The organism is Bradyrhizobium sp. GW821-FHT12B03 (genome assembly GCF_058807535.1).
On record NZ_JBXAQU010000020.1, the window covers coordinates 130,918 to 157,848 of the forward strand.

Annotated in this window: 24 protein-coding genes and 1 other RNA gene; 9 read left to right on the forward strand and 16 right to left on the reverse strand. The window is 66.1% G+C overall.

Translation table 11 applies throughout. The features are described 5' to 3' along the window. Positions 1-192 precede the first annotated feature (192 nt). Positions 193-756: an orotate phosphoribosyltransferase gene (pyrE, locus tag AC1RUR_RS30615; RefSeq protein WP_492850983.1), complete on the reverse strand. Its 564-nt coding sequence runs from the start codon at positions 754-756 to the stop codon at positions 193-195. Positions 757-929: 173 nt separating this feature from the next. Between pyrE and AC1RUR_RS30620 the strand changes: the two genes are divergently transcribed. Beyond that, complete coding sequence (locus AC1RUR_RS30620; protein WP_492850985.1) at positions 930-1,556, forward strand: glutathione S-transferase family protein; 627 nt, start codon at positions 930-932, stop codon at positions 1,554-1,556. A gap of 181 nt (positions 1,557-1,737) precedes the next feature. Here AC1RUR_RS30620 and AC1RUR_RS30625 read toward each other — a convergent pair whose 3' ends face one another. The 3 genes from AC1RUR_RS30625 to AC1RUR_RS30635 all read right to left on the reverse strand — a co-directional run bounded on the left by AC1RUR_RS30625 (position 1,738) and on the right by AC1RUR_RS30635 (position 6,916). Then, entirely contained in the window at positions 1,738-2,373 is a 636-nt protein-coding gene (locus AC1RUR_RS30625) for a LysE family translocator (RefSeq protein ID WP_492850987.1), read from the reverse strand. Positions 2,374-2,605: 232 nt separating this feature from the next. Next, on the reverse strand, positions 2,606-5,653 hold the full coding sequence (gene polA / locus AC1RUR_RS30630) for a DNA polymerase I (RefSeq protein ID WP_492850989.1): 3,048 nt from the start codon (positions 5,651-5,653) through the stop codon (positions 2,606-2,608). Positions 5,654-5,848: 195 nt separating this feature from the next. Beyond that, complete coding sequence (locus AC1RUR_RS30635) at positions 5,849-6,916, reverse strand: acyltransferase family protein (protein ID WP_492850991.1); 1,068 nt, start codon at positions 6,914-6,916, stop codon at positions 5,849-5,851. 194 nt (positions 6,917-7,110) lie between these two features. On the opposite strand from AC1RUR_RS30635, the gene AC1RUR_RS30640 reads away from it, so the two are divergent. The 4 genes from AC1RUR_RS30640 to AC1RUR_RS30655 all read left to right on the forward strand — a co-directional run bounded on the left by AC1RUR_RS30640 (position 7,111) and on the right by AC1RUR_RS30655 (position 13,363). Beyond that, a complete protein-coding gene (locus AC1RUR_RS30640) occupies positions 7,111-8,427 on the forward strand; it encodes a UDP-glucose dehydrogenase family protein (protein ID WP_492850993.1) in 1,317 nt (438 codons plus the stop codon). Between the two features lie 130 nt (positions 8,428-8,557). After that, positions 8,558-11,032, forward strand: a complete 2,475-nt coding sequence (gene hrpB, locus AC1RUR_RS30645) for an ATP-dependent helicase HrpB (RefSeq protein WP_492850995.1) — start codon at positions 8,558-8,560, stop codon at positions 11,030-11,032. A gap of 129 nt (positions 11,033-11,161) precedes the next feature. Next, positions 11,162-11,674 carry a TIGR02281 family clan AA aspartic protease gene (locus AC1RUR_RS30650; protein WP_492850997.1) on the forward strand — a complete coding sequence of 171 codons (513 nt, stop codon included), beginning with the start codon at positions 11,162-11,164 and terminating at the stop codon, positions 11,672-11,674. A 189-nt stretch (positions 11,675-11,863) separates the two neighbouring features. After that, a complete protein-coding gene (locus AC1RUR_RS30655) occupies positions 11,864-13,363 on the forward strand; it encodes a phosphomannomutase/phosphoglucomutase (protein WP_492850999.1) in 1,500 nt (499 codons plus the stop codon). A gap of 14 nt (positions 13,364-13,377) precedes the next feature. Here the strand turns inward: AC1RUR_RS30655 and AC1RUR_RS30660 are convergent, their stop codons facing one another. The 3 genes from AC1RUR_RS30660 to AC1RUR_RS30670 form a co-directional block, all read right to left on the reverse strand. Continuing rightward, entirely contained in the window at positions 13,378-14,217 is an 840-nt protein-coding gene (locus tag AC1RUR_RS30660) for a sterol desaturase family protein (RefSeq protein WP_492851001.1), read from the reverse strand. Between the two features lie 9 nt (positions 14,218-14,226). Continuing rightward, positions 14,227-14,550 carry a cysteine rich repeat-containing protein gene (locus AC1RUR_RS30665; RefSeq protein WP_492851003.1) on the reverse strand — a complete coding sequence of 108 codons (324 nt, stop codon included), beginning with the start codon at positions 14,548-14,550 and terminating at the stop codon, positions 14,227-14,229. Between the two features lie 76 nt (positions 14,551-14,626). Continuing rightward, positions 14,627-14,848 carry a hypothetical protein gene (locus AC1RUR_RS30670; RefSeq protein ID WP_492851005.1) on the reverse strand — a complete coding sequence of 74 codons (222 nt, stop codon included), beginning with the start codon at positions 14,846-14,848 and terminating at the stop codon, positions 14,627-14,629. 180 nt (positions 14,849-15,028) lie between these two features. Between AC1RUR_RS30670 and AC1RUR_RS30675 the strand changes: the two genes are divergently transcribed. Both AC1RUR_RS30675 and AC1RUR_RS30680 read left to right on the forward strand, forming a co-directional pair. Beyond that, a complete protein-coding gene (locus tag AC1RUR_RS30675; RefSeq protein WP_492851007.1) occupies positions 15,029-15,751 on the forward strand; it encodes a response regulator in 723 nt (240 codons plus the stop codon). Further along, entirely contained in the window at positions 15,751-17,100 is a 1,350-nt protein-coding gene (locus AC1RUR_RS30680; protein WP_492851009.1) for a sensor histidine kinase, read from the forward strand. The genes AC1RUR_RS30675 and AC1RUR_RS30680 overlap by 1 nt, the downstream gene beginning before the upstream one ends. A gap of 64 nt (positions 17,101-17,164) precedes the next feature. Here the strand turns inward: AC1RUR_RS30680 and AC1RUR_RS30685 are convergent, their stop codons facing one another. The 9 genes from AC1RUR_RS30685 to AC1RUR_RS30725 form a co-directional block, all read right to left on the reverse strand. Next, complete coding sequence (locus tag AC1RUR_RS30685; RefSeq protein WP_492851011.1) at positions 17,165-17,674, reverse strand: Lrp/AsnC family transcriptional regulator; 510 nt, start codon at positions 17,672-17,674, stop codon at positions 17,165-17,167. A 97-nt stretch (positions 17,675-17,771) separates the two neighbouring features. Beyond that, positions 17,772-18,689, reverse strand: a complete 918-nt coding sequence (locus tag AC1RUR_RS30690) for a sugar kinase (protein ID WP_492851013.1) — start codon at positions 18,687-18,689, stop codon at positions 17,772-17,774. A 13-nt stretch (positions 18,690-18,702) separates the two neighbouring features. Next, positions 18,703-19,647 (reverse strand): NAD(+) diphosphatase, encoded by a 945-nt coding sequence (gene nudC, locus AC1RUR_RS30695; protein ID WP_492851015.1) that lies wholly within the window; start codon positions 19,645-19,647, stop codon positions 18,703-18,705. Between the two features lie 11 nt (positions 19,648-19,658). Next, positions 19,659-20,078, reverse strand: coding sequence for an HIT domain-containing protein (locus AC1RUR_RS30700; protein ID WP_492851017.1), 420 nt, complete (start codon positions 20,076-20,078; stop codon positions 19,659-19,661). Positions 20,079-20,323: 245 nt separating this feature from the next. Beyond that, positions 20,324-21,451: a muconate cycloisomerase family protein gene (locus tag AC1RUR_RS30705; protein ID WP_492851019.1), complete on the reverse strand. Its 1,128-nt coding sequence runs from the start codon at positions 21,449-21,451 to the stop codon at positions 20,324-20,326. Further along, positions 21,448-22,203 (reverse strand): SDR family NAD(P)-dependent oxidoreductase, encoded by a 756-nt coding sequence (locus AC1RUR_RS30710; protein WP_492851021.1) that lies wholly within the window; start codon positions 22,201-22,203, stop codon positions 21,448-21,450. The genes AC1RUR_RS30705 and AC1RUR_RS30710 overlap by 4 nt, the downstream gene beginning before the upstream one ends. Then, on the reverse strand, positions 22,203-22,997 hold the full coding sequence (locus AC1RUR_RS30715) for an amino acid ABC transporter ATP-binding protein (RefSeq protein WP_492851023.1): 795 nt from the start codon (positions 22,995-22,997) through the stop codon (positions 22,203-22,205). The genes AC1RUR_RS30710 and AC1RUR_RS30715 overlap by 1 nt, the downstream gene beginning before the upstream one ends. Beyond that, complete coding sequence (locus AC1RUR_RS30720; protein ID WP_063979828.1) at positions 22,994-23,656, reverse strand: amino acid ABC transporter permease; 663 nt, start codon at positions 23,654-23,656, stop codon at positions 22,994-22,996. Before AC1RUR_RS30720 ends, AC1RUR_RS30715 begins: the two co-directional genes overlap by 4 nt. Positions 23,657-23,785: 129 nt before the next feature. Then, positions 23,786-24,631: a transporter substrate-binding domain-containing protein gene (locus tag AC1RUR_RS30725; RefSeq protein WP_492851025.1), complete on the reverse strand. Its 846-nt coding sequence runs from the start codon at positions 24,629-24,631 to the stop codon at positions 23,786-23,788. Between the two features lie 183 nt (positions 24,632-24,814). On the opposite strand from AC1RUR_RS30725, the gene ffs reads away from it, so the two are divergent. Continuing rightward, positions 24,815-24,911, forward strand: an RNA gene (ffs, locus tag AC1RUR_RS30730) — signal recognition particle sRNA small type. 94 nt (positions 24,912-25,005) lie between these two features. Then, complete coding sequence (locus tag AC1RUR_RS30735) at positions 25,006-26,847, forward strand: DNA polymerase III subunit gamma/tau (protein WP_492851027.1); 1,842 nt, start codon at positions 25,006-25,008, stop codon at positions 26,845-26,847. The last annotated feature ends 84 nt before the right edge of the window (positions 26,848-26,931 follow it).

Sequence of the window (26,931 nt, forward strand, 5' to 3'; positions counted from 1 at the left end):
TAGAGCGGGATGGTAAATGAGCGGTTGAGGGAGCAGTTCCTGGCGAACTCTCGTGCCCCGGACGCTGCGCAGCGCGCCGCCCTTCGCGGCGTGATGCGCTGCAGAGCCGGGGCCCATGCTCGCGACAGTCTGGGTCCCGGTTCAGCGTCGCGTCACTTCGTGCCGCGCCGCGTCCGGGACACGAGAGCTGTCTCACGCCTTCAAGAATTCCGACGCCTTGTACAGCGCGCGGAACGGCAGGCCGGCCGCACCGAAGGTGTCGGTCGCGCCTTCCTCGCGGTCGACCATGGTCAGCACCAGCACCACCTCGGCGCCGGTCTCGCGCACGGATTCCACCGCTTTCATCGCCGAGCCGCCCGTCGTGGTGACGTCCTCGACGATCACGACGCGCTTGCCGGCAAGCGTCTCGCCTTTGGGCAGGCCTTCGATCGCGAGCTTGGCACCATGCTCCTTCGGCTTCTTGCGCACGAAGAAGGCCGCGATCGGATGGCCCTTGATCCAGGAGATCTGCGCCAGCGCACCGGCGAGCGGCACCGCCCCCATCTCGAGCCCGCCGATGAAATCGAGATTGTCGTCCTTCAGCGCCTCGTAGGTCAGCTCGGCGAGCAGGGTCGCGCCCTCGGGGTCGAGCATGGTCGGCTTGAGGTTGAAGTAGAAATCGCTCTTGCGGCCCGACGCGAGCGTCACCTCGCCGCGGCCGAAGGAGCGCCGGCGGATGATTTCGAACAGGCGGGCGCGGGAGGCTGATTTCGACACGGCGGTCCCTCGGGAGCGTTTTTGGAAGTGGCGGAATTTATCCGCGACGGCCGCGACATTCCAGAGGGAGCGTCCCCCGTCAACAGGGATCGGCCATCCCGGACCGCCGGTTGTGGGGTCGCAACCTTCTGGAGTAGGTGAGGGCTCGAGCCTCTTGGGGAAGGAAACGACGCATGACCATCGAGCTGCACACCTGGAATACGCCGAATGGCCGCAAGATCTCGGTCGCGCTGGAGGAAATGGGGCTGCCCTACAAGGTGATCCCGGTGAACATCACCAAGGGCGAGCAGATGGCGCCGGAGTTCCTCAAGCTCTCGCCCAACAACAAGATCCCTGCGATCGTCGACCCCGAGGGCCCCGACGGCAAGCCGGTCAGCATCTTCGAGTCCGGCGCGATCCTGCTCTATCTCGGTGAAAAGACCGGCAAATTCCTGCCGAAATCGCTTTCGGCGCGCATTCCCGTCTACGAATGGCTGATGTGGCAGATGGGCGGCTTCGGCCCGATGCCCGGCCAGGTGCACCATTTCATCGCGCTCGAGAACGAGCAGGACCGCGCCTACGGCCTGAAGCGCTACATGGCCGAGACCCGCCGGCTCTACGGCGTGCTGGACCGCCGGCTGGCGGACCACGACTTCGTCGCCGGGGACCTCTCGGTTGCCGATTTTGCCATCCTGGGCTGGGCCTGGCGCCACCCTCGCCACAAGGTTGATCTGGCTGATTTCCCCAACGTCAAGCGCTGGTACGAGGCCCTGATGGCGCGCCCGGCCGTGAAGCGGGGGATGGAGGCGAAGCTGGATTGAGGGGCGCTCTTACCCTCCCCTGGAGGGGGAGGGTCGATCGCGCGAAGCGCGAGCGGGGTGGGGTGAAGGTCTTTCCGCGTCGAACAGTGCCCGTGGGGAGAGATCACCCCACCCCGCTGTGCATTCCGCGTTGCTGCATGCCCAGCGACCCTCCCCCTCCAGGGGAGGGTAAGAGAAAAACTCACACCTTCTTCGCTTCCACCGCCATCCTGACCGCAAGCCCGGCCAGCACCGTGCCCATCAGCCAGCGCTGTATCAGCATCCAGCTCGGCCGGTTCGCCAGGAACAGCGCGATCGATCCGGCGGCGAGCGCGATCATGGCGTTGACGCTGACGCTGATCGCGATCTGGATCGCGCCCAGCACCACCGACTGCGTCAGCACGCTGCCGGCGGCGGGATCGATGAACTGCGGCAGCAGCGCGAGGTACAGCATCGCGATCTTCGGATTGAGCAGGTTGGTGACGAAGCCCATCGCGAACAATTTGCGCGGGCTGTCGATCGCAAGCTGCTTCACCTGGAACGGCGAGCGTCCGCCCGGCTTCACCGCCTGCCAGGCCAGCCACAGCAGATAGCCGGCGCCGGCAAAGCGCAGCGCGTCATAGGCAAAGGGAATGGCGAGCAACAGCGCGGTGATGCCGAACGCCGCGCACAGCATGTAGAACACGAAGCCCAGCGCCACGCCGCCGAGCGAAACGATGCCCGCCGCCGGCCCCTGCGTGATCGAGCGCGAGATCAGGTAGATCATGTTCGGCCCGGGCGTAAGCACGAGGCCGAGAGAGACGAGGGCGAAGCCGAGCAGGGCGGATGTGTGGGGCATGGGTGAACCGGTGCGGAGGATGACCCGGTTCTAATATGCGCCCCGCCGCCGGGCCATCGCACAATTGCTCGGAGGACAATTCGATGCCCGCGTCCCACCTCAGTGTCGTCCCGGCGAAGGCCGGGACCCATACCCCCAGGGAGAAGTGGGGACGCGAGATCGTAGTGGGCAATCTTCGCCTAACGCGGTCCTGTGGTTATGGGTCCCGGCCTTCGCCGGGACGACGAAAGCATCAATGCGCCTCGTCCCAGTTGTTCGCCGCGCGCGCGTCCACATGCAGCGGCACCGACAGGCTCACCGCCGGGAACGGCGCGTCCTGCATGACGTGCTGCACGACGGGCAGCGTCTTCTCGACCTCGGCGTCCGGCACCTCGAAGATCAGCTCGTCGTGCACCTGGAGCAGCATCTGCGCGGAGAGCTTCTTCTCGGCGAGTGCGTCCTCCACGCGCGTCATGGCGCGGCGGATGATGTCGGCGGCGGTGCCCTGGAGCCGCGCGTTGATCGCGGCGCGCTCGTTGAAGGCACGCACCGAGGCGTTCGAGGCCTTGATGTCGGGGTAGTGGCACTTGCGGCCGAACAGCGTGGTGACATAGCCATGTTGCCGGCAGAAGTCGCGCGTCTCGTCCATGTAGGCGCGGATGCCGGGGAAGCGCTCGAAGTATTTCTTGATGTAGGCCGATGCTTCCTCGCGCGCGATGCCGAGCTGGTTGGCGAGGCCGAACGCCGAGATGCCGTAGATGATGCCGAAATTGATCGCCTTGGCGCGGCGGCGGATTTCGCTCGGCATGCCCTTGATCGGCACGCCGAACATTTCGGACGCCGTCATGGCGTGAATGTCGAGCCCGTCCTTGAACGCCTGCTTCAGCACCGGAATGTCGGCGATCTCCGCCAGCAATCGCAGCTCGATCTGCGAATAGTCGGCGGAGACCAGCTTGTGCCCTGATGTCGCGATGAAGGCGCGGCGGATTTTCCGGCCGTCCTCGGTACGAACAGGGATGTTCTGAAGGTTCGGCTCGTTCGACGACAGCCGGCCCGTGGTGGTCGCGGCCAGCGCGTAGGTGGTGTGGACGCGATGGGTCTGCGGATTGACGTATTCAGGCAGCGCGTCGGTGTAAGTCGATTTCAGCTTCGAGACCTGGCGCCATTCCAGAATCTTCTTCGGAAGATCGTGGCCCTGCTCGGCGAGCTCGTCGAGCACCTGCGCGGTGGTGGACCACGCGCCGGTCTTGGTCTTGGTGCCGCCGGAGAGTCCCATCTTGCCGAACAGGATGTCGCCGATCTGCTTGGGGCTGCCGACATTGACCGGCTCGCCCGCGATCTCCTGGATCTCGGCCTCGACGCGGGCCGCGGTCTGGGCGAAGTCGCCGGACAGACGCGACAGCACCTGGCGGTCGATCGAGATGCCGCGTCGCTCCATGCGCGCGAGCACAGAGACCAGCGGCCGCTCCAGCGTCTCGTAGACCGTGGTCATGTGCTCGGCGACGAGGCGCGGCTTCAGCACGCGCCAGACCCGCAGGGCCACGTCGGCGCCTTCTGCCGACAGCGGCGCGGCCTTGTCGATTGGCACCTGGTCAAATGTGATCTTGCCCTTGCCGCTGCCGAGCAGCTCACCCTCCTTCAGCATGGCGTGGCCGAACCAGTGCTCGGCGAGTGAGGCAAGTTCATTCGAACCCCGCCCGGCATCGAGCACGTAGGAGATCAGCTTGGCATCGTCGATGTTGCGCAGCGTGATGCCGTGCTGCGCCAGCATCACGGCGGTGAATTTGACGTCGAAGCCGATCTTGAGGATGCCAGATGATTCCAGCACCGGCCGCAGCGCCTCGATCGCATCCGCGTGCTTGACCTGGTCCGGTGCGAGGCCGGCATCGAACAGGCCGGCGCCGCCGCCGGACTGCTTGTGCGCCAGCGGCACGTAACAGGCATCGTTCGGCGCGAGCGCCAGCGCAACGCCGCAGAGGTCGGCCTGCATCGGATCGATCGAATTTCCCCGAAGCTCGATCGCGACATGGCCGCTATCATGGATGCGGGCGATGAATGCGTTCAACTCGGCGAGCGCCTTGATCGCCTGGTACTTGTCGCGGTCGACCGGAAGCTTGCGCAGCGCCTCTTCGCGCGCGGCTGCGAGCGAGATCGGCGCGCCCTTGATGCTGGCCGATTTGTCGCCCTTGTCGCCGCCCATTGCCGTCGCGGCGGGGGTACCGAAGAGATCGCCTGATGTATCGGACGATTTGGCCTTCGTGGCGCCGTCGGCGGTCTTGCCGCGTGCCTCGCTGCTGTTCGCCGCATCCGCATCGACATTGGCAGGATCGATCTGCGAATAATCGGCGACGCGGCGTGTCAGCGTGGAAAATTCCATCGCCTTCAGGAAGGCGATCAGCTTGCGTGCATCGGGCTCGTGGACCGCGAGATCGTCCAGCGGCACCTCCAGCTTCACCTTGTCGTCGAGCAGCACGAGCTGGCGCGAGATCCGCGCCTTCTCGGCGTTCTCGATCAGCGCCTCGCGCCGTTTCGGCTGCTTGATTTCGGTCGCGCGGAACAGGAGCTGCTCGAGGTCGCCATATTCGACGATCAGCTGCGCCGCGGTCTTGATGCCGATGCCCGGTACGCCCGGCACGTTGTCGGTGGAATCGCCGGCCAGCGCCTGCACCTCGACCACCTTCTCCGGCGGCACGCCGAACTTCTCGATCACCTCGGGGACGCCGATGCGGCGATCCTTCATGGTGTCGTACATCGTGATCTTGTCGTTCACGAGCTGCATCAAATCCTTGTCTGAGGACACGATGGTCGTGGTGGCGCCGCGCTCGCTGGCCTCGCGCGCATAGGTCGCAATGAGATCGTCGGCCTCGAAGCCGCCCTGTTCCAGGCAGGGCAGGTCGAAGGCGCGCACGGCCTCGCGGATCAGCGCGAATTGCGGGATCAGATCGTCAGGCGCCGGCGGCCGGTGCGCCTTGTACTCGGGATAGATCTTGTTGCGGAACGTCACTTCCGACTTGTCGAACACGATGGCGAGATGCGTCGGCCGGTTGTCGGCCGGCATGTCGCGCAGCAGCTTCCACAGCATGTTGCAGAAGCCGAGCACGGCATTGACCTGCAAGCCGTCCGACTTGCGGTTCAGCGGCGGCAGCGCGTGATAGGCGCGGAAAATGTAGCCGGAACCATCGACCAGGAAGATGTGGTCGCCCTTGCCGGCGGCTTTCGCCGCGACGGGTTTGGCAGCAGCTGTCGCAGCAACGGGCTTGGTGTCGGCTTTGGCGGAGGTCTTCGGCGATGTTTTGGGCATGGCCGCAATGTATGAATTTTTGCGAGGTTTGACAGCCTGGGGTGGGGAGTTTTTAGGGCGCTGGCGCAGCTATCCCCCGCTGTCATTCCCCGCGAAAGCGGGGAATCCAGTACGCCGCGGCTTCTCGGCTCAATCACTGGCGTCTCGGCGTACTGGGTCGCCCGGTCAAGCCGGGCGACGACACCGACAGCGTGGCTACTCCGCTGCCTGCAGCACCGCCCCCGCCTTCTTCGGCGCGATCCAGAATGCATCCGGCCGCTCGAACAGGAAATTGGCGCCGAGCCGCAACGCGGCCTGCCAGATCGCGAGCGATCCGAGCACGCCGGCGACGGTCACGATCAGCGACACCGCACCGATGTCTGGAATGATGCCCGTGCGCAGCAGCAGCGTCCGTGTCGCCGCCATCGGCAGGAAGAAGGCGAGATAGATCACGATCGAATGCTCGCCGCAGAAGCGCAGGAAGTTGAGGCGATGCGCGTTCGCAAGCAGCGTGCCCATGGTGATGATGGCGCAGGCACCGGCAAAGCCGAGCACGAGCGACACCATCTTCCATTCGCTCGCGCCAACCGCAACGAGGCCGGCATTGACCAGTGCCCAGGTCCCGAGCGCCGCAACCGCCAGCGCAGGTCGATTGCGCGCGCGATCCGACAGCATGAACACGTACGGCGCGAACAGATAGCCGGAATAAAAATAGACGAAGCGCGCGCAGAACTCGTCGATCGCGGTCCAGCCGGTCGTGATGCGCGCGGTCTCCAGTGCGGCGGCCACCAGCCAGATCGCCAGCGGCGGGATTCGCCGTGTCAGTTTTGTGACGACGAAGAAGATCGGCAGCAGATAGATGAACCACAGCGTGCCGAATGGCTCGATGAAGGATTCCAGGTACAAGAGGCCCGCGTCGCGCCAGCTGGATTCAGCCGCGAGGGCGGGGGCCTTGAAGCCGAACTGGATTGTCACCCAGAGGACATAGAAATAGGCGAAATGCACGACCTTGCGGTCGAGATAGGTTCGCCAGTATCGATCGATCACCAATGGCAGGAACAGGCCCGAAATCAGGAAGAAATCCGGCATCCGGAACGGCTTTGCAAAGGCCACCAGAACATGCATGAAACCAGTTTCGCCGGCAGCGAGCTCGACCCCCAGCACCGAATGCATCATCACGACCATGATGATGCAGATGCCCTTGGCATAATCGACCCAGTCGACACGCGCGGCGGCCGAGGCGTTAACGCCTCCCTGTGCCGCGATGGTGCCTGATGGTGCCATGGTGTCCCGTTTCGAGGCGTGTTCCGCCCGGCTCTGTGCGGGCGTGATGCAGTGTGGGGCCTTGCGGTTTACGATTTCTTTACCGGTTCAAGTCGCGTGCCGGATTTTTGCATGCGGACTGTTCCCTCGCCCCAGGAAAGTGCTAAACCGCCTCGAATTGAGGTTTCGTTAACCAAGCCAAGACAGGGTTTTTCATGCGCATCGCGATGATCGGAACGGGCTATGTGGGACTGGTGTCCGGGGCCTGCTTTGCGGATTTCGGTCACGACGTCACCTGCGTCGACAAGGACGAGAAGAAGATCGCGGCCCTTCATCGCGGCGAGATCCCGATCTATGAGCCGGGCCTCGACGAGCTGGTCGCAAGCAACGTCAAGGCCAAGCGGCTCGACTTCACCACCGACCTGTCGAAGCCGGTGGCGGATGCCGACGCCGTCTTCATCGCGGTCGGAACGCCGTCGCGCCGCGGCGACGGTCACGCCGATCTGTCCTACGTCTACGCCGCCGCGAAAGAGATCGCGCAGTCGCTGTCCGGCTTCACCGTCGTGGTGACCAAGTCCACCGTGCCTGTCGGCACCGGCGACGAGGTCGAGCGCATCATCCGTGAGGCCAACCCCAAGGCCGACGTCGTCGTCGCCTCCAATCCCGAATTCCTGCGCGAGGGCGCGGCGATCCGCGATTTCAAGTTCCCCGATCGCGTCGTGGTCGGCACCTCCGACGAGCGCGGCCGCAAGGTGATGGGCGACATCTATCGTCCGCTGTCGCTGAACCAGGCGCCGCTGATGTTCACGGAACGCCGCACCGCCGAGATGATCAAGTACGCCGCCAACGCGTTCCTCGCGACCAAGATCACCTTCATCAACGAGATCGCGGACCTCTCCGAAAAGGTCGGCGCCAACGTGCAGGAGGTCGCGCGCGGCATTGGCCTGGACAACCGCATCGGCACCAAGTTCCTGCACGCCGGTCCCGGCTTCGGCGGCTCGTGCTTCCCGAAGGACACCAAGGCGCTGATCAAGATCGCGCAGGATTATGACGTGAGCTTGCGCATCGTCGAATCCGTGCTGGCGGTCAATGAGAACCGCAAGCGTGCGATGGCGCGAAAGGTCAGCCAGGCGCTCGGTGGTTCGCTGCGCGGCAAGACCATCGCCGTGCTCGGCCTCACCTTCAAGCCCGACACCGACGACATGCGCGATGCGCCGTCGATTCCGCTCGTCACCGGCCTGATCGACATGGGCGCGAAGGTGAAAGCCTTCGATCCCGTCGGCATGGAGCAGGCCAAGAGCGAGTTGCCGAGCATCATTTATTGCGAGGACGCCTATTCCTGCGCGCAAGGTGCCGATGCGCTGGTCGTCGTCACCGAATGGGTGCAGTTCCGCGGGCTGGATCTCGACCGGCTGAAGGCGACCATGGCCCAGCCCGTCGTCGTCGATCTCCGCAACATTTTTCGCCCCGAAGACATGCGTGCGGCCGGCTTCACCTATGAGAGTATCGGCCGCCCGTCGGCACAGGGCTGATCGCCACACGTTGTTGTCGACCTAAAACCGTCATGGCCGGGCTTGTCCCGGCCATCCACGTCTTGTTCACTGCCAGATGAAAGAACGTGGATGCCCGGGACAAGCCCGGGCATGACGACCGGATCATTTCTTGCCCCGCAGCTTCGACACGCCCCTCCCGATCGATGCCGTGCTCGACGACCTCTCGCGCACGCTGGAGGCGCACAATGCCGCCGTGCTGGTGGCCCCGCCCGGCGCCGGCAAGACCACGCGCGTGCCGCTGGCATTGCTCGATGCGCCCTGGGCCAAGGCTAAGAAGATCATCGTGCTGGAGCCGCGGCGCATCGCGGCGCGGGCCAGCGCCGATCGCATGGCCAAATCGCTCGGCGAGCGCGCCGGCGAGACCGTCGGCTATCGCGTCCGGTTCGGCTCGAAAATATCGCGCGCGACCCGCATCGAGGTCGTGACCGAAGGCATCTTCACCCGCCAGATCATGGACGATCCCGAACTCTCCGGCATTGCCGCCGTCCTGTTCGACGAATTCCACGAGCGCTCGCTTGACGCCGACATGGGCCTGGCGCTGGCGCGGGACGCGCAACTGGGTTTGCGCGAGGATCTCCGCATCCTCGTGATGTCGGCCACGCTCGACGGCGCCCGCGTCGCAAAGCTGCTCGGGGAGGCGCCGGTCGTCGCAAGCGAGGGCCGTGCCTTTCCGGTCGAGACGCGCTATCTCGGCCGCAAGGTGGATGCGCCGGTGGAGCGGCAGATGGCGGAAGCGATCGCGTCTGCCCTTCGCGCCGACAGTGGTTCGGTGCTGGCGTTCCTGCCCGGCGCCGCCGAAATCCGCCGCACCCAGAACTTTCTCAGCGAGCGCGTGCAGGATGCCAGCATCGAGATCGTGCCGCTGTTCGGCGCGCTCGACGCCGCCGTGCAGGATCGCGCCATCGCGCCGGCGCCGAGGGGCACGCGCAAGGTGGTGCTGGCGACCTCGATCGCGGAGACCTCGCTCACCATCGAAGGTGTGCGCATCGTGGTCGATTCCGGCCTTGCCCGTGTGCCGCGTTACGAGCCCGATATCGGCCTGACCCGGCTTGAGACCGTGCGCGTCTCGCGCGCGGCGGCGGACCAGCGCCGTGGCCGCGCCGGCCGCACCGAGCCCGGCATCTGCTACCGGCTCTGGGACGAGCCGCAGACCGCTTCGCTCGCGCCCTACACCCAGCCGGAAATTTTAAGTGCCGACCTGTCCTCGCTGGTGCTCGATCTCGCGCAATGGGGCGTTGCTGACCCTGCGGCGCTGTCGTTCCTCGACCCGCCGCCGCAGCCGGCCTGGAAGGAAGCCAAGAGCCTTCTGTCCGAGCTCAACGCGCTGGACGACGATGGCCGCATCACCGCCGAAGGCAAGAGCCTGCGCGCTTTGGCGCTGCCGCCACGGCTGGCGCGCATGATCGTGGATTCGCATCGCGCAGGCAGCGGCGAAGCCGCCGCCGAGATCGCGGCCATCCTCACCGAGCGCGGGTTGGGGGGCGACAGCGCCGATCTCGAACACCGGCGCGACCAGTTCCGCCGCGATCGTTCGCCGCGCGCGTCGAGTGCGCGCGACCTCGCCCGACGCTGGGCCTCGCAGGTGGCGGCCTCGGAGAAGGCGGGCGAGCCGGATGATCTCTCGACCGGCCTGATGCTCGCCTATGCCTTCCCGGACCGCGTCGCGCGCAATCGCGGCAATGGCAGTTTCGTGCTCGCCAACGGCCGCGGCGCCGCCGTCGAGCAGACCTCCTCGCTCGCCCGCGCACCCTATATCGCGATCGGCGAGATGACGGGCACGGCGGCGAGCGGCCGCATTCTGCTCGCCGCGCAAATCACGCAGGACGAGATCGAGCGGCATTTCGCCGAGCATATCGAAAGTGTCGACGAGATCACCTTTGATCGCGGCGCCATGGCGCTGCGTGCACGGCGCAAGCGCGCCCTGCATGCGATCACACTGTCTGAGGCGACATTGGCTGTGTCGCCCTCGGAGGAGACCGCGCGCATCTTTGCCGATGGGTTGATCGCCGCGGGCCTCGACCGGCTGCCCTGGTCGAAGGCCGCCAAACAATGGCGCGACCGCGTGATGTTCTTGCGTAAGGCCGAGGGCGATAGTTGGCCTGATCTGTCCGACGACGGGTTGATCGCGCGGCGCGACGACTGGCTGGTGCCCGCGCTCTACGACAAGATCGCGCTCAAGGACATCTCGCCCGGCGATCTCTCCGACGCGCTGATGGCGCTGCTGCCGTGGGAGATGCGCGCGCGGCTCGAGCGCGAGGCGCCGACGCATTTCGAAGCGCCGACCGGCACCGTTCTCGCGATCGATTACGAGGCCGAGCAGGGCCCGACCATCGCGGTGCGGCTCCAGGAATTGTTTGGCCTCAACACCCATCCGTCGATCGCAGCCGGCAAGGTGCCGCTGGTGCTGGAGCTGCTGTCGCCGGCGCAGCGTCCGGTGCAGGTGACGCGCGATCTCCCGGGCTTCTGGCGCGGCAGCTACAGTGCGGTACGCTCCGACCTGCGTGGCCGCTACCCGCGCCACCCCTGGCCGGAAGATCCGGCGAATGCCCTGCCGACCCGGCGGGTCAAACCGCGCGGCACCTGAGAAATCACGAACCCGTATTAACCGTCCGCTCATTCTTTTCGTCAAAATGGCAATGGCTCAGCCGCGGCGGCGCTCGCGGACGGTCGTGTCGCGTGGTGAAATCGAGCTTTCCGGCTCGGAAGTGGTGTGATGCGTAACATAATGATCTTCGCGGCCATCATGATCGGTCTCGGCACCTTCATGGCGCAGATGGCGGACAGGATGAGCTCCGCGTCCGCCACGTCAGCGCCGCGCACGACGGTCGCAGTCGCGACGGCGGCGCCGGCCGGTGGCCGCAGCCTCGCCATTGGCCGCGACGGCCGCGGTCATTTCCAGACCGAGGGCCGCATCGAAGGCCAGCGCATCGGCTTCATGGTCGACACCGGCGCCTCCGTGGTTGCGCTGAACGAGACCTCGGCCGCCCGCTTTGGCCTGCGTCCCTCGCGCAGCGAGTACAACGCCACCGTCTCCACCGCCAACGGCACCATCAAGGCCGCCCGCACCCGCATCGCCATGCTGGAGGTCGGCGGCCTCATCGTGCGCGACGTCGATGCCATGGTGCTGCCGGACGAGGCGCTGTCCGAAAACCTGCTCGGCCTCTCCTTCCTGTCCCGCTTGAAGCGCTTCGAGTACGCCAACGGCCAGATGGTGCTGGAGCAGTAAGGGTCTCCCAAGGGCCCCTGCGACCGTATATTTCAAAAAGCGTCTCCGTTGCGATCGTTCTCGCGGCCAGATTTCCCCGTTACCAAACTGCCGCAATTATCATCCATAAGGCGCCAATCCCGCCTTCCGCTGCGGCCCGGCATTCGCTAAGGCTGCATCAATTCCCGTCATTTTCACGAGACCGTCTCAATGTTCCCCAAGCCGAAATCCGTATTGCTGCCCAACACATATGCCTTCGAGTCCGAGCCGATGGTGAAGGCGACTGGTTTTCGTGAGTACGACGCGCGCTGGCTGTTTCAGAAGGAAATCAACCTGATGGGTGTGCAGGCGCTCGGCATGGGGCTGGGCGCGCTGATCGCCGAGCTCGGCGTCAGCCAAGAGATCGTCACCGGCCATGATTTCCGCGGCTATTCGGCCTCGATCAAATACGCGCTGATCTCCGGCCTGATGGCGGCGGGCTGCAAGGTGCACGACATCGGCCTTGCGGTGACGCCGATGGCCTATTTCGCCCAGTTCGACCTCGACGTGCCCTGCTGCGCCATGGTCACGGCCTCGCACAACGACAATGGCTGGACCGGCGTGAAGATGGGCGCCAACCGTCCCTTGACCTTCGGCCCCGACGAGATGACGCGGCTGAAGGAGATCGTGCTGGGCGCCGAGTTCAAGAACAAGGCCGGCGGCTCCTACCAGTTCCACGAGAACTATCCGGCGCGCTACATCGCCGATCTCACCAGCCGTCCGAAGCTGAAGCGCAAGCTCAAGGTGGTCGCGGCCTGCGGCAACGGCACCGCCGGCGCGTTCGCGCCGCAGGTGCTGGAGGCGATCGGCTGCGAGGTGATCCCGCTCGACACCGAGCTCGACCACACCTTCCCGAAATACAATCCGAATCCCGAAGACATGGAGATGCTGCACGCGATCCGCGACGCGGTGCTGCAGCACAAGGCCGATGTCGGCCTCGGCTTCGACGGCGACGGCGATCGCTGCGGCGTCGTCGACAACACGGGCGAGGAGATCTTTGCCGACAAGGTCGGCGTGATGCTGGCGCGCGACATGTCGGCGATCCACAAGGACGCGCATTTCATCGTCGACGTGAAATCGACCGGCCTCTTCATCACCGATCCGGTTCTGCAGAAGCAGGGCGCCAAGACCACCTATTGGAAGACCGGCCATTCCTACATGAAGCGCCGCACCAACGAGACCGGCGCGCTCGCGGGCTTCGAGAAGTCCGGCCACTTCTTCTTCAACAAGCCGTATGGCCGCGGCTACGACGACGGCCTCGTCTCGGCGCTCGCGATCTGCGACATGCTCGACCGCGCGCCCGGCAAGTCGATGGCGGATCTGAAGAACGCGCTGCCGAAGACCTGGTCGTCGCCGACCATGTCGCCGCATTGCGCCGACGAGGTCAAATACGGCGTCATCGACAAGGTGGTGAAGCACTTCGAAGGCCTGCAGGCGAAGGGCGCCAGGATCGGGGGACAGGCGATCCGCGATCTCGTCACCGTCAATGGCGTGCGCGTCACGGTCGAGGACGGCAGCTGGGGCCTGGTGCGGGCCTCCTCCAACAAGCCCGAGCTCGTCGTCGTGGTCGAGAGCCCGGTCTCCGAGCAGCGCATGCACGACATGTTCGAGATGGTGAACAGCGTGCTGCGCACCCATCCCGAAGTCGGCGAGTACAATCAGAAGATCTGAGCGTCTGCGCGCGGTCAGCCTCCCGGCGGGCCGAACAGGGCGCGGAGCTTCGCGCCTGGCCCCCGGGCCTTCCAGGCGTCGTCCAGCATCGCGATCCATTCGCCGAGCGCGATCCGGACCGGGTTGAACGAAGGCGTGCCGCCGACGAGTCCGAACCGGAGCTGCTGGTCCGAGGGCCGCTCGGCGAAGGTGCCGAACAGGCGGTCGAACACGATCAGGATGCCGCCGTAGTTCTTGTCGAGGCAGGGCTCGTTGCAGGCGTGGTGCACGTGATGATGGCTCGGCGTGTTGAGGAGCCATTCGAGCACGCCGAGGTTCGGTGCGAAGTCGCTGTGGATGAAGAACTGGTAGAGCAGGTTGATCCCCAGCATCGCGACGATCGCGACGGGATGAAAGCCGATCAGCGCCAGCGGCAGGAAGAAGAGAAAGTTGCCGGAGATGTTGCCGGTCCAGCCGAGCCGGATCGCCGCCGTCAGGTTCAGCCGCGTCGTCGAGTGATGCACCGCATGCGTCGCCCACATCCAGCGAATGCGATGCGAGGCGCGGTGCTGCCAGTAGTAGAGGAACTCGCTGCCGATGAACAATCCTGCAAGCGCGAGCGGGCTCGTTTGCGCGAAGTCGAACAGACGGTGCTCGTAGAGAAAGGCGAACGGCACCGCGAGAAGGCCGGCCTCGATCGCGCGCAGCACGTTCTGTCCCAATGCGACGCCGAACGACGCCACGCTTTCGCGCCAGTCGTGGGTCTCGCGGTCTGCAAGCCGGCCGATGCCGTATTCCAGCAGCATCAGGCCGATCGCCGTTGCCAGGATCACGCGCCTGAGCGTCGGATCGAGCAGGAATGAAGCGTAGCCCACGGCACTCTCCTATTTCGGCGCGACGCCAGCGCTGACGGCACCGTCTCGCAGCGCCTGCGCGCGGGGCAGCGTTTGCGCGCAGGTCGCGGTGAGCTGGCCGGCATGGGATTGCAGGCAGGCGAGGATACGTCCGCCTCCCGGCGCGACGTCGCTGCAAAGCCGGTCGTAATCGGCGCGGCAGGCCTGCATGACCGCCCTCGCTTCGCTGCGCATTTGCGGCGTGATCTGCGTCTGCAACTGGCTCTGGGCGAATGCGGATGTCGAGGCCGCGACGTCGAGCGCGACGATGATTGCGGCCCGCGGAAATGAGAGGCGACGGAAAGCCGATGGCATGGTGTTCGTCCTTTCTGATCTGGTGAAACAGGCCGCCGCCGCGTGGGGCGAACGCGGCGACGGCCTTGCCCGCTTCTCAGCGCGAGATCGTGCCGGTGCGGGTGTAGGTGTTGCCGGCGGGGCCGGTGCGCGTGACGTTGCGCGTGCAGCTGCCATTGGCGCAACTGCCGGTCGCGGTGACGCTGGAGGTGCCGCGCGGACCGGAGCCGGTCGCCGTCCGGGTCCAGGCATTGGCGTCGGCCGCGGCGGCAACCGACAGGACGCCGATGACGAGGGAGGTGAGGAAGAACTTGTTCATGATCGTCTCCTTGTGGGGCTGCCGTGAACGGGAGCCATGCGGAGGAGACTGGGGCGGAGACGTCTGCGCGGCATTGCAGGGACGAAACGATTGTTATGGCTTTGTCGGCCCCGTGTAACACTATGTAACAACGGCGCCCGCGCCCTTGCGCGGCGCGTGCCGTCGTCCAAAAATGCGGCGATGAATGCGCACCCAGCCACGATTCTCATGGTGGAGGACGATCCCGAGATCAGCCGCCTCGTCGCCGACTTCATGCGGCGCGAGGGGTTCGAGGTCGCCTGCGTCGCCGACGGCAAGGCGATGGACGCGATGCTCCAGCGCCTGCGGCCCGATCTGATCATCCTCGACCTGATGCTGCCGGGCGAGGACGGGCTTTCGATCTGCCGCCGGCTGCGCGCCGACGACACCCTCCCGATCCTGATGTTGACCGCCAAGAGCGATGAGATCGATCGGGTGGTCGGCCTCGAGATGGGGGCCGACGACTATCTGACGAAACCGTTCGGGCCGCGCGAGCTGCTGGCGCGCGTCCGCGCCATCCTGCGCCGTGCCAACGGGGCGCCGGCCAAGCCGCTGGTCCGGCGCTTTGCGTTCGACCGCTTCGTGATCGATCTCGATGCGCGCAGCGTCGAGATGGTCGACGCCGAGACGCCGGCGCTGCAATTGACCAGCGCCGAGTTCGACCTGCTCGGCTGCTTCGTGCAGCGCCCGCGCCGGGTGCTGACGCGCGACCAGATCCTCGACTGGACCCGCGGGCGCTCGGCCGAGCCGTTCGACCGCACCGTGGACATGCTGATCTCGCGGCTGCGCAAGAAGCTCGATGGCGCAAGCCCCGGCTCCGGCCTGATCACGACGGTGCGCAACGGCGGCTACCTGTTCACCGCTGCCGTCAAGCAGGTGTCGTGATGTTGCGCGTGACGCTTGCGGCCCGGCTGGCGCTGATCGGGCTGATCGGATTCACGGTGGTGCTCACCGTGGTCGTCGCGATCTTCTACCGGACCAGTGTGCACGAGAACGAGCTGACGCGGCCGTCGCCGGCGCGCCTCGATGCGCTGGCAACACTCGTCGAGCGGACGGCCGCAGGGTCACGCCAGGCCGTGCTCGATGCGGTGTCCTCGCCGCAGTTCATGGTGCGGATCGTGCCGTCGGGCGCGCCGGTCAGCGGCGAGACGCCGGAGCAGCAGCGACAATTGCGCGAGACCTATGCGGCCGGTCTTGCCGGTCGCCCGGTCGAGATCGTGTCGCCGCCCGATCACCGCGTCGCGCGCCTGTTTCCCCGCATCGCGCGGCTGATGGCCAATGCGATCGAATTCCGCATCGGACTGCGCGGCGGCGAGTTGCTGATCGTCGATGCCTATACGCGACTTCCGGTGACGCCACTCGGCCTGCCGGTCGGCTTCGGCGCGGGCCTGTTCGGATCGATCGTGGCGCTGCTCGCGCTGCTGGTCATGCAGCGCGAGACGCGGCCATTGGCGCAGCTTGCCGCAGCGGTCGATCGCGTCGACCTGTCGGCCGATCCGCCGAAGCTGGCGGACGCGCGGCGCAGCGCGCCGGAGATCCGCGCCGTCATCGCCGCGTTCAACCGCCTGCAGGGGCGGCTTGCCGAGATGCTGCGCGCCCGCATGACGCTGGTCGGCGGCATCGCCCATGACGTCCGGACCTTCGCGACACGGCTGCGGCTGCGCGTCGAGCACATCCCCGACGATGCCGAGCGGCAGCGGGCGGTTGCCGATATCGACGACATGATCCGGCTGCTCGACGACGCGCTGCTGTCGACGCGGGCGGGCGCCGGCGGCCTGTCGCAGGAAATGGTTGAGCTGGCCGCGCTGATCGCCGTCGAGGTGCACGACCGGCGCGTGCAGGGCAAGCCGGTCGATCTGGTGACGGACGAGCGCGCGCGCAATGCCGTCGTGCTCGGCGACCGGCTGGCGCTGCGGCGTATCCTCGCCAACATCATCGACAACGCGCTTGCGTATGGTCATGCAGCGCATGTGCGGACGGCCTTGAAGGACGGCGCCTTCGTCGTGTCGATCGACGACGAGGGAGCGGGCATTCCCGAAGATCAGCGCCAGACCGTACTGGAGCCGTTCCACCGGCTGGAGAAGTCACGCAATCGCGCGACGGGTGGGGCTGGCCTCGGCCTCGCGGTCGTGCGCAGCCTGGTCGAGGCGCATGGTGGAACGATCGAGATTACCGCAGCCTCCGGCGGGGGCACGCGGGTCCATGTCGCGCTGCCGGTGTTTCAACCGGCTTAAAGCATTTTCGAGCGAGGTGTATACCGGTTCGCGCAAAGAAAACGCGTCGAACAAGACTCCGGCGTCAGGCCGCCACCACTGCCGGAATCGGCAGCGCGGTGACCGACTTGATCTTCTCCATCGCGAAGCGCGAGGTGACGTTCTTCAGCGGCACGGCGCTGATCAGCTTTTTGTAGAACACGTCATACGCCTGCATGTCCGCGACCACGACGCGCAGCATGTAGTCGACGTCGCCGGCCATCCGGTAGAACTCCATCACCTCGGGCATGGCGCTGACGGCTTCAGCGAACCTCTTCAGCCAGGCGTCGGAATGGTCGGCGCTCTCCACCGAGACGAACACGGAGATGCCGAGCCCGATCTTGTTCTGGTCGACCAGAGCCACCCGCTTGATGATCACGCCGTCGGCCTCCAGCCGCTGGATGCGCTTCCAGCAGGGGGTCGAGGACAGCCCGACGCGGTCGCCGATCTCAGCGACGGACAGGGAGGCATCGTCCTGCAGCACCATCAGGATCTTGCGGTCGATGGCGTCGAGGCGGCGGCTGGTCTCGGGGATCTGGACAGCGAGGTCAGTCATTTGAAGAACTTTGTTCCATTTCGGGGGCGGATTTTCCTGATATAGAGAAAATCCTTCCACGGCAAGCCCATATTCTCGGCGCAACAGTGGAATCGCTCTACGGCTCGCCTCGTAAAAACTCTTCAACTTCAATGCGTTGCGGGGCGGCGAGACCGCCGCCATGGCGGGTGCATTTCAGCGCTGCGGCGGCCGCGGCGAATCGCAGCGCCTCCTGTACCCCCGCACCCTCGGCGAGGCGGAGCGTGAAGGCGCCATGGAAGACATCGCCGGCGCCGAGCGTATCGACTGCCCGAACCCGGTAGGCCGGTGTCTCCTGCAGTTCGCCTCTTTCGTTCAGCCAGATCGAGCCATGCGGGCCGCGGGTGGCGGCGAGGAAGGCCGGCGTCAGCCCCGCCAGGCGCTTCAGGGCCCCGCCGTCGTCGGCGATGCCGGCCGTCTCCTGCACCTGCTCGCTGGCGAACAGCAGGTGCGAGGCGGTCGTGAGCAGGCCATCCTGCAACGACATCGCGCGGTCGACGCCGACGATGACGGGAATGCCGCGCCGGCGTGCCTCGGCGCAGAGGTCGATGCAAAACGGACCACAGCGGCTCTCGACCAGAACCGCCCGACAATCGGCGAGCAGGTCGGCGGCGTCGGGCAGCTTCACGTTCCACAGGCCGGGATCGCGATAGATCGTCAGTGTCCGTTCGCCGGAGGGCTCGATCATGATCGCGGAGACGGGCGTGGTCACATCAGCCATGCGCACGATAGGGCTGGTGTCGATGCCCTCCTGCGCGATCTGCGCGAGAATGAATCCGCTCGATGTCTCGCGCACGTCGCCCATGGGGCCTGCGAACGCCACGCGGCCGCCAAGCCGCGCCATCGCGATCGCGGCATTGAGCGCGTTGCCGCCGCAGATCTCGGCGAGGTGCGTGGCGTTGGCCTTGCTGCCGCGCGCGGGCACGGCCTCCACGCGAAACGTCAGATCGCGCACGGGGATGCCGATGCAGAGGATGCGCGGCGCGATCCCGGCCATCGACGGCCTCAGCTCAAGCGCCGCTCTTGTCGTGCACCCAGCGGCCGAGCAGGTGATGCGCGATCGCGAAGGGATGCGGGCCCGCGAGCCCGTCGGGATGCGTCCGCGTCAGCATCAGGGCGGCCTCTTCGCGCGTGAACCAGCGCGCATCCTCCAGCTCGGAGTGATCGACGACGATGTCCTCGCTCACGGCCCGCGCGCTGCAACCGATCATCAGCGACGACGGGTAGGGCCACGGCTGCGTCATGTAATACTGCACGTCGGTGCAGCTTATGCCGGACTCTTCGAGGATCTCGCGGCGTACTGCGTCCTCGATCGTTTCTGCCGCCTCGACGAAGCCGGCGAGGCAGGAAAACATGCCCGGCGGAAATTGCTTCTGACGGCCGAGCAGGCATTTTTCGCCTGATGCCACCAGCATGATCACGACGGGGTCGGTGCGCGGAAAATGCTCGGCCTTGCAGCTGGGGCAGTCGCGCTTCCAGCCGCCTTCCTTCATCGCGCTGCGGGTGCCGCAATTGGCGCAATAGCCGTGGCGCTGGTGCCAGCTCACCATCGACTTCGCCATCGCGACCGCCGAGAGCTCGTCAGGCGGAATCGCGCCCTGCATCGCCATGCCGCGCAGCTCGGTGACGGTGTAGTCCTCACGGCCGACCAGCTTCTCGGCAGCGGCCTGCGACAGGCCCATACCGAACACCGCGGCGCCGTCGCGCAGCCCCAGGAAGATCGTGCCGGGATTGGCGCCGCATTTCAGCGCCTCGTCGATTCCCAGCAGCGCGCGCACCTTTTCGCCCTCGCGCTTCACCAGCAGCGAGTCGCGGTGGACGACATAGGCGCGCGAGGTCGGCTTCTGCTCCAGCGCGAACAGTTTTTCGTCATCGCGGCGCAGATGCGCGGCGCGGTCGAGGACGTTGGTGACGAAGGCCGGCTGCCCCAGTGGAAACGCGTCGAATGCTGACATGTCTTGTTCTTTCAACCCAACCAGATTTTTCGGCGAAGCGCGCTGATGAAATTCTGCACCTCGGTGGCGTCATGCGCCAAGGGCTGCATCACGCCCCAGACCGGCCGCGGCCAGGCGGCGTCGCTGGTGCGGCGCGCGATGATATGGACGTGAAGCTGCGGCACGAGATTGCCGAGCGCGGCGATGTTGAGCTTGTCGCATTTGGTGATCTCCTTCAGCGCGCGCGAGACGCGGGAGATCTCGGTCATCAACTGCGCCTGCTGCACCTCGTCGAGATCGATGATCTCGACCGTGTCAGCGCGCCGCGGCACCAGCAGCAGCCAGGGATAATGCGCGTCCTTGATGACCAGCACCTTCGACAGCGGCAGATCGCCGATGTCGATGGTGTCCTCTTTCAGGCGGGAGTGCAGCGACCAGGCGGGCTCGGGCATGAAGGTTTCCGGATGGCCCGATGGGGGCGGGCTTGTTTGGCCCGACCATACGATACGGAGTTAGCCAGGGGAAGGTTAGGGCTCCGCGGCTTCTGCATACGCGATCGTCGTCCTGGACAAGCGTAGCGCAGATCCAGGACCCATTACCCCAGGGAGCAATTTGGCGAGGATTCGTGGTGACCAGCTTGGTGTCACAAGTTCGCCCTGGGGTAATGGGTCCTGGCTTTCGCCAGGACGACAGCGGGCTACGCCTCCGCGAGCACCCGCGCATTGGCGCGGACCGAGGCTTCGCTGACGCGGATGCCGAGGCCGGGGCCGTCCGGCACCACCACATGGCCAGCGCGGTTGGCGACGCGCTCTTCCAGCACGTCCTCGGTCAGCACGTGGTGCGGCATGTAGAACTCGCAGCCGAGCGAGATGCCCGGCGTCGCCGCGATCAGCTGCGTGCCGGCGGCAAGGCCGATGCCGCCCTCCCACAGCGTGCCGCCATAGCCGGGCAGGCCGGCAATATCGGCGATCGCCATGATCGCCTGCGCCTCGAACAGGCCGCCGGCCTTCATCAGCTTGATCGAGACGGCGTCGGCGGCCTCGCGGCGCACCACCTCCATCATGTCGCGGCGGTCGAAGCAGCTTTCGTCGGCGAGCACAGGCGTTTCCAGCGCAGCGGAGAGCTGCGCCATCACGTCGAGAAACTTGCGCGGCACCGGCTGCTCGATGAAGGTCGGCGCAAACTGCTCGACGTCGCGCAGGATCTTGATCGCGCCGAACGGCGCCAGCGCCTGGTTGTAGTCGACGCGCAAGTCCACCTTGTCGCCGAATTCCTTGCGGATCGCTTCGAGATGATCGAGGTCTTCGCGATGCGGCTTCACGCCGGTCTTGACCTTGTAGATGACGTTGCCGTCGGGAACCATTTTCCGCATGCGTTCGAGATCGGCGGCGAAATCCGGATCGGCGATCGAGAACGACAGCGGGATGGTGTCGCGCACGCGGCCGCCGAGCAGGTCGGCGACCGAGAGCCCCGACGACTTGCCGACGATGTCGAGCAGTGCCATCTCGATTCCGACTTTTGCCTCGGCATGTCCGACCAGCGCGCGGTCGAGCTCGGCCATCAGCGCGCGGATGCGGCGCACCGGCTTGCCGAGCACGATCGGCCGCAAATAGATGTCGAGCGCGGAGAAGGCGGCTTCCGGCGTTCCGGTAAAGACCTCCCACGGCGCCGCCTCGCCCCAGCCGATCACGCCGTCGCTCGCGGTGAGTTCGATCAGCACGCGCTTCACCGTGCCCTTGACGTTGCCGACGCCCTGGAGGCGCGCCATCTTGATCGGGCTCTCGATCAGGAACAGCCTGATGCGTGCGACGGTTGCTTCGGTCATGTCAGGCCTCCATTGACGTGCCAGACCTGGCCGGTGACGTAGGATGCTTTCGGCGACGCCAGGAAGGCGATGATCTCGGCCACCTCTTCGGGCCGCCCGCGGCGGCGCATCGGGATCAGCGCCTCGGTCGCGGCGATCTGCTCCGGCGAGAGCCGGCTCTCGCCGGGCTTGTCCTTGATGATGAGGCCGGGCGCGACTGCGTTGACGGTGATGGCGTCTTTCGCAAGTTCGACCGCGGCCAGCCGCACCAGCGCTTCCAGCGCGGCTCGGCTCGCGGCGGTCGCGGCGAACGGCGCGAATTCGGGTCGGATCGCATGGGCTACGAAGGACGACACCGCGACGATGCGCGCATCCTGGCTGGCGCGCAGCAGCGGCAGCGCGGCCTCGACCATGCGCGTGAAGGCCAGCGCCGATTCGTCCATCGCCTTGCGGAACTCGTCCGCCGGCGTGCCGATGGCGCTGCCGCGGCGGGCGTGGCCGCCGACGAGAACCAATCCATCGAGCCGGCCGAAGGCGGTTTGCGCGGCGGCGACGGCATCGGTGGCCGCGAGCTCCTCGGCAAGATCGCCGAGGCATTTTGCGATGACCGCACCTTTCGCTTCGGCCTCCGCCGCGGTGGCGTCGAGACCTTCTGCATTCGAGCGCGTGTGCAGCAGCAGCGCGGTGCCAGGCGCTGCGAGCAGTTTTGCGGTGGCGCGGCCAATGCCGCTGGCGGCACCGGTGACGAGATAGACGCGGTCGATATCAGGCATCAGGTTGCTGCGTTGGCCGGCGGCAACGCGCCGGTGCGGTGGAAATGGCTGAGGAAGGCGCGCGTCGCCGTCTCCTGCGGATGGTCGATCACCTGCCGCGCGGGGCCTTCCTCGACGACGACGCCGTCGCGCATGAAGATGAGGCGGTCGGCGACTTCGCGGGCGAAGGCGATCTCATGCGTCACGATCACCATGGTCATGCCCTCGGATGCCAGCTGCTGGATCACGTTCAGCACCTCGCCGACCAGTTCGGGGTCGAGCGCGGAGGTTGCTTCGTCGAACAGCATGACATCGGGCTCCATCGCCAGCGCCCGCGCGATGGCGACACGCTGCTTCTGTCCGCCTGACAGCGTTGCCGGATATTGGTCCGCCTTCTCGGCAAGGCCCACCTTGGCGAGTTGCGCCCGCGCGAGCTTCTCGGCATCCGCCTTGGCCATGCGCCGTACCGTGACCGGTCCCTCCATCACGTTCTGGAGCGTCGTCATGTGCGGGAACAGGTTGAAATGCTGGAACACCATGCCGGTGGTGGCGCGGAATTTTGCCAGCGTCTTCACATCGGGGAGCTTCGAGCCGTCGCCGAACGCAAAGCGCGTGTCGCCGACGCGGACGCTGCCGCCGTCGGGCGCGACCAGCAGATTGATGCAGCGGAGCAGCGTCGACTTGCCGGAGCCTGATGGCCCGATCAGCGCCACGACGCCGCCCTTGGGGACATCGAGGCTGATGTTCTTGAGGACTTCGTTGCTGCCGAAGCTCTTGCGAAGGCTGCGGATCTCGATTTTTGACGTGTCGCTCATTCGCTGACCGCCAGTCGCTTCTCGCCGCGCCGGACGATGATGGTGAGTGGAATCAGGATCGCCGCATAGGCGACCGCGACCGCCGTGTAGGTCTCCAGCGGCCGGTAGCTGTCATGAGCCGCGACCTGGCTTTGATAGACGAGGTCAGGCACCGCCAGCACCGAGACCAGCGAGGTGTTCTTGAACTGGATGATCGACTGGTTCATCAGCGCCGGGATCATGCGCTTGATTGCCTGCGGCAGCACGATGCGCCGCATGCTCTGGCCAGGAGTCATGCCGAGCGCGGCGCCCGCTTCCGACTGGCCCTTGTCGATCGAGATGATGCCGCCACGGATGATCTCCGAATAGAACGAGCCGCCATAGAGCGACAGCGCCAGCGCCGAAGCCGTGATCGGCGTCATCTCGACGCCGGCGAGAATCGGCAGCGCGTAATAGAACCAGATCAGCTGCACCAGGATCGGCGTGCAGCGGAACGCCTCGATGAAGGTGAGCGCGATGAGGCGCACCGCCTTGAAGCGCGACAGGCTGCCGAACGCGCCGAACAGGCCGAACACCAGTCCGAGCACGACGATGACCACGGTGAAGCCGACGGTGACGCCGAGCCCGTTGAGAAAGAGCCAGCGATAGCTCCAGAGGATGCCAAAGTCCCACTGATACATGCGTGCGGTTTACTCAGCCGGCGGAAAACTTGGAACGGTGTCGCGTCGTTCTCGGTGCACCTCTCCCGCAAGCGGGAGAGGGGGCGGAGGGGAGTGCGCGGAGCGGGCCAGCCCGAATCCCATCATCACTTACAGCGAAACGCCCGGCGGAATGTCCGCCTCGGTCACGCCCACCAGCTCCATGTTGGTGACGATCGCGTTGCGGATGAAGCCGAGGCCCTTGTTGAAGTCGATCCAGGTGTTGACGTAGTCGCGCCAGGTCTTGTCGGCCTCGCGGCGGAAGCCGGCGTTCGACGTGGTCGCGAAGATCGGCGTCGGCAGCACGAGCTGGCCGAGCGAAGGGTTCTTCTTCAGCACCGTCAGCGACAGCATGGTGACCAGACACTGCGCATCGACACGGCCGGTCTGGAGCGCGGCGGTGGCATCGTCCGCGGTCTTCAGCCGCGTAATCTGCGCCTTCGGCGTCAGGCGGCTGACGACCTGGTCGTGCGAGGAGCCCTGGTCGACGGAGATCTTGACGTCCGGCGAGTTCAGCTCGGCCCAGCTCTTCGGCTTGAAGTCCTTCTTGCAGAGGATGCCGAAGGCGTTGTTGAAGACCGGCACCGAGAAATCGACCACCAGCGCGCGCTTCGGGGTCGGGTTGAGCCCGAAGAAGATGTCGATCTTGTTGGACTGAAGATCGAGCACCGAATTGCCCCAGGTGGTCTCGGTGATCTCGAGCTCGGCCTCCATGTCGTCGGCGAGCCCTTTGGCGATGTCGATGTAGAAGCCCTTCCACTGGCCGCTGGCGAGATCCTTCATGTAATAGGGCGCGCCGCCGCCGACTGCGCCGATTCGCATCTTCTTGGTGCGGCGGATGCGGGCGAAGGTCGATTCGTTGGGATCGGCCGTCTGGGCCACGGCCGGGGAGGCCAGCGCAGCTGCGGCTACCGCGCCAAGTCCGACAATCGATGCAACATCACGACGTGTAACCATTGGGATCAATCGCTTTTCTGGTTGGATGGAGTTCCGGCAGCGTTCTTAGCAAGGAGGTCCCACCAGCGAAAGCACAGCCTATCGGCTGGGCAGACCGGAAATTGCCCGGATGCTGGGCAAACCCAACCCGTGCGAACCGATACCCGCTTGCTTTCCCGACCTTTTGGCCCCAAATAGGGATCGGGAGATTGGCGGTGGACGAGCCACTCGCCAACCGGGTCAGGTCCGGAAGGAAGCAGCCCTAACGAGGTCCGGATCGGGTCGCTCGTCAGTCTCCTACCTGTTTTTCCGAGCGAATTGCGCCGGCGGCCCTGCCGCCAGCGCGCTCCTTTCCGCAAGAGCCGGCCGAGAGAGATTTCATTGCGGATCGACCGATGACTGACGCTGGCGCCCCTCCAAATCCTGACAGCGCCGGCCAGGCTGGCAACACTCCTTACCGGGTGCTGGCGCGCAAATACCGCCCCTCCTCATTCGACGATCTGATCGGCCAGGAGGCCGTGGTTCGCACCGTCTCCAATGCCTTCGAGACCGGGCGCATTCCGCAGGCCTGGATTCTCACCGGCGTCCGCGGGGTCGGCAAGACCACCACGGCGCGAATCCTTGCCCGTGCGCTCAACTACGAGATGCCGGACGGCTCGGTGAAGGGCCCGACCATCCACATGCCGACCTTGGGCGTGCATTGCCAGGCGATCATGGAAAGCCGGCACATGGACGTGCTGGAGATGGACGCGGCCTCGCATACCGGCGTCGACGACGTCCGCCAGATCAATGACAGCGTGCGCTACGCGCCGGCCAGCGCCCGCTACAAGGTCTACATCATCGACGAAGTCCACATGCTGTCGACGGCGGCGTTCAACGCCTTCCTGAAGACGCTGGAGGAACCGCCGGAGCACGCCAAGTTCGTGTTCGCGACGACGGAGATCCGCAAGGTTCCGGTCACGGTGCTGTCGCGCTGTCAGCGCTTCGACCTGCGCCGCGTCGAGGCCGACGTGCTGATGAAGCACCTCGCCAGCATCGCGGCCAAGGAAAATGTCGAGATCGAACCCGAGGCGCTCGGCATCATCGCGCGCGCCGCCGAAGGCTCCGTGCGCGATTCGCTGTCGCTGCTCGACCAGGCGATCGCGCATGCGGCGGGCACCGTGAAGGCCGATGCGGTCAGGCAGATGCTGGGGCTCGCCGACCGCACCCGCGTCATCGATCTCTTTGATTCGCTGGCGCGCGGCGACATCGCGAGCGCCTTCAAGGAGTTCCGCGACCAGTACGACGTCGGCGCCGATCCGATCGTCGTGCTCTCGGACCTCGCCGAGTTCGTCAATTTCGTCACCCGCGTGAAGATCGTGCCGGCGACCGCCGACAACGTCGCCTATGGCGAGACCGAGCGCGTGCGCGCGCGGGAGTTCGCCTCGAAGATCTCGATGCGCGTGCTGTCGCGGATGTGGCAGATGCTGCTCAAGGGCATCACCGAGGTGCAGGCCGCGACGCGGCCGGCTGCTGCCGCCGAGATGGTGCTGGTGCGCATCGCCTATGTCGCTGATCTGCCGACGCCGGACGAAGCGATCCGGATGCTGGAGCAGAACGGCGGCGGCTCGCCGGTCGTGAGCGGCGGCAGTGCGGCGCGCGGCGCGCCGGTCGCGCCGGTTGCTTCCGCTGCACCTGTCGCCTCGGCGGCGCCCATGCGTGCACCCACCTCATCGCCGACCGCGTTCGGTGGCGGCGCGGCCCGGCCGCAGATGGCCGCGCCCGCGCCGGATACGCAAGGCGCAGCGCCCCAGCTGCGCATCACCAGCTTCACCCAGCTCGTTGCGCTCGCGGGGCAGAAGCGGGACCTCATGACCAAAGGCGCGCTCGAAGCCGACATGCGCCTCGTCCGTTTCGAGGAGGGGCGGCTCGAGGTCGCGCTCGAGCCGAACGCCTCCAAGACCATGATCACCGAGCTCGCGCGCAAGTTCGAGCTCTGGACCGGCCGCCGCTGGACCGTGATCGTCTCCAACGAGCAGGGCCAGCCGACGCTGCGCTCGGTGAACCAGGCCGCCAAGCAGGAGCATGCGCGCTCCGCCGAGGCCGATCCGCGCGTGCAGGAGGTGCTGTCGCGCTTTCCCGGCACGAAGGTCGTCGAGGTCCGCAGGCTTGCCCCCGAGACGCCGGAATCCGATATTAACGCCGACTATGGCAGTGACGATCCGCCCGACGGTTCCGACGCCGACGACGATCTCTGAGCATGATCCGGAAAAGTGCGAAGCGGTTTTCCGATAAGATCATGCGTAAATAACATGCTAAGGCGCGATGATGACATATCGCGC

Excerpts from the sequence above, each read along its gene's own strand:
- AC1RUR_RS30620 (WP_492850985.1), top strand. The coding sequence starts at position 930 with ATGACCATCGAGCTGCACACCTGGAATACGCCGAATGGCCGCAAGATC.
- AC1RUR_RS30625 (WP_492850987.1), bottom strand. The coding sequence starts at position 2,373 with ATGCCCCACACATCCGCCCTGCTCGGCTTCGCCCTCGTCTCTCTCGGC.
- polA (WP_492850989.1), bottom strand. The coding sequence starts at position 5,653 with ATGCCCAAAACATCGCCGAAGACCTCCGCCAAAGCCGACACCAAGCCC.
- AC1RUR_RS30635 (WP_492850991.1), bottom strand. The coding sequence starts at position 6,916 with ATGGCACCATCAGGCACCATCGCGGCACAGGGAGGCGTTAACGCCTCG.
- AC1RUR_RS30640 (WP_492850993.1), top strand. The coding sequence starts at position 7,111 with ATGCGCATCGCGATGATCGGAACGGGCTATGTGGGACTGGTGTCCGGG.
- AC1RUR_RS30650 (WP_492850997.1), top strand. The coding sequence starts at position 11,162 with ATGCGTAACATAATGATCTTCGCGGCCATCATGATCGGTCTCGGCACC.
- AC1RUR_RS30655 (WP_492850999.1), top strand. The coding sequence starts at position 11,864 with ATGTTCCCCAAGCCGAAATCCGTATTGCTGCCCAACACATATGCCTTC.
- AC1RUR_RS30665 (WP_492851003.1), bottom strand. The coding sequence starts at position 14,550 with ATGCCATCGGCTTTCCGTCGCCTCTCATTTCCGCGGGCCGCAATCATC.
- AC1RUR_RS30670 (WP_492851005.1), bottom strand. The coding sequence starts at position 14,848 with ATGAACAAGTTCTTCCTCACCTCCCTCGTCATCGGCGTCCTGTCGGTT.
- AC1RUR_RS30675 (WP_492851007.1), top strand. The coding sequence starts at position 15,029 with ATGAATGCGCACCCAGCCACGATTCTCATGGTGGAGGACGATCCCGAG.
- AC1RUR_RS30680 (WP_492851009.1), top strand. The coding sequence starts at position 15,751 with ATGTTGCGCGTGACGCTTGCGGCCCGGCTGGCGCTGATCGGGCTGATC.
- AC1RUR_RS30685 (WP_492851011.1), bottom strand. The coding sequence starts at position 17,674 with ATGACTGACCTCGCTGTCCAGATCCCCGAGACCAGCCGCCGCCTCGAC.
- AC1RUR_RS30690 (WP_492851013.1), bottom strand. The coding sequence starts at position 18,689 with ATGGCCGGGATCGCGCCGCGCATCCTCTGCATCGGCATCCCCGTGCGC.
- nudC (WP_492851015.1), bottom strand. The coding sequence starts at position 19,647 with ATGTCAGCATTCGACGCGTTTCCACTGGGGCAGCCGGCCTTCGTCACC.
- AC1RUR_RS30700 (WP_492851017.1), bottom strand. The coding sequence starts at position 20,078 with ATGCCCGAGCCCGCCTGGTCGCTGCACTCCCGCCTGAAAGAGGACACC.
- AC1RUR_RS30705 (WP_492851019.1), bottom strand. The coding sequence starts at position 21,451 with ATGACCGAAGCAACCGTCGCACGCATCAGGCTGTTCCTGATCGAGAGC.
- AC1RUR_RS30710 (WP_492851021.1), bottom strand. The coding sequence starts at position 22,203 with ATGCCTGATATCGACCGCGTCTATCTCGTCACCGGTGCCGCCAGCGGC.
- AC1RUR_RS30715 (WP_492851023.1), bottom strand. The coding sequence starts at position 22,997 with ATGAGCGACACGTCAAAAATCGAGATCCGCAGCCTTCGCAAGAGCTTC.
- AC1RUR_RS30720 (WP_063979828.1), bottom strand. The coding sequence starts at position 23,656 with ATGTATCAGTGGGACTTTGGCATCCTCTGGAGCTATCGCTGGCTCTTT.
- AC1RUR_RS30725 (WP_492851025.1), bottom strand. The coding sequence starts at position 24,631 with ATGGTTACACGTCGTGATGTTGCATCGATTGTCGGACTTGGCGCGGTA.
- AC1RUR_RS30735 (WP_492851027.1), top strand. The coding sequence starts at position 25,006 with ATGACTGACGCTGGCGCCCCTCCAAATCCTGACAGCGCCGGCCAGGCT.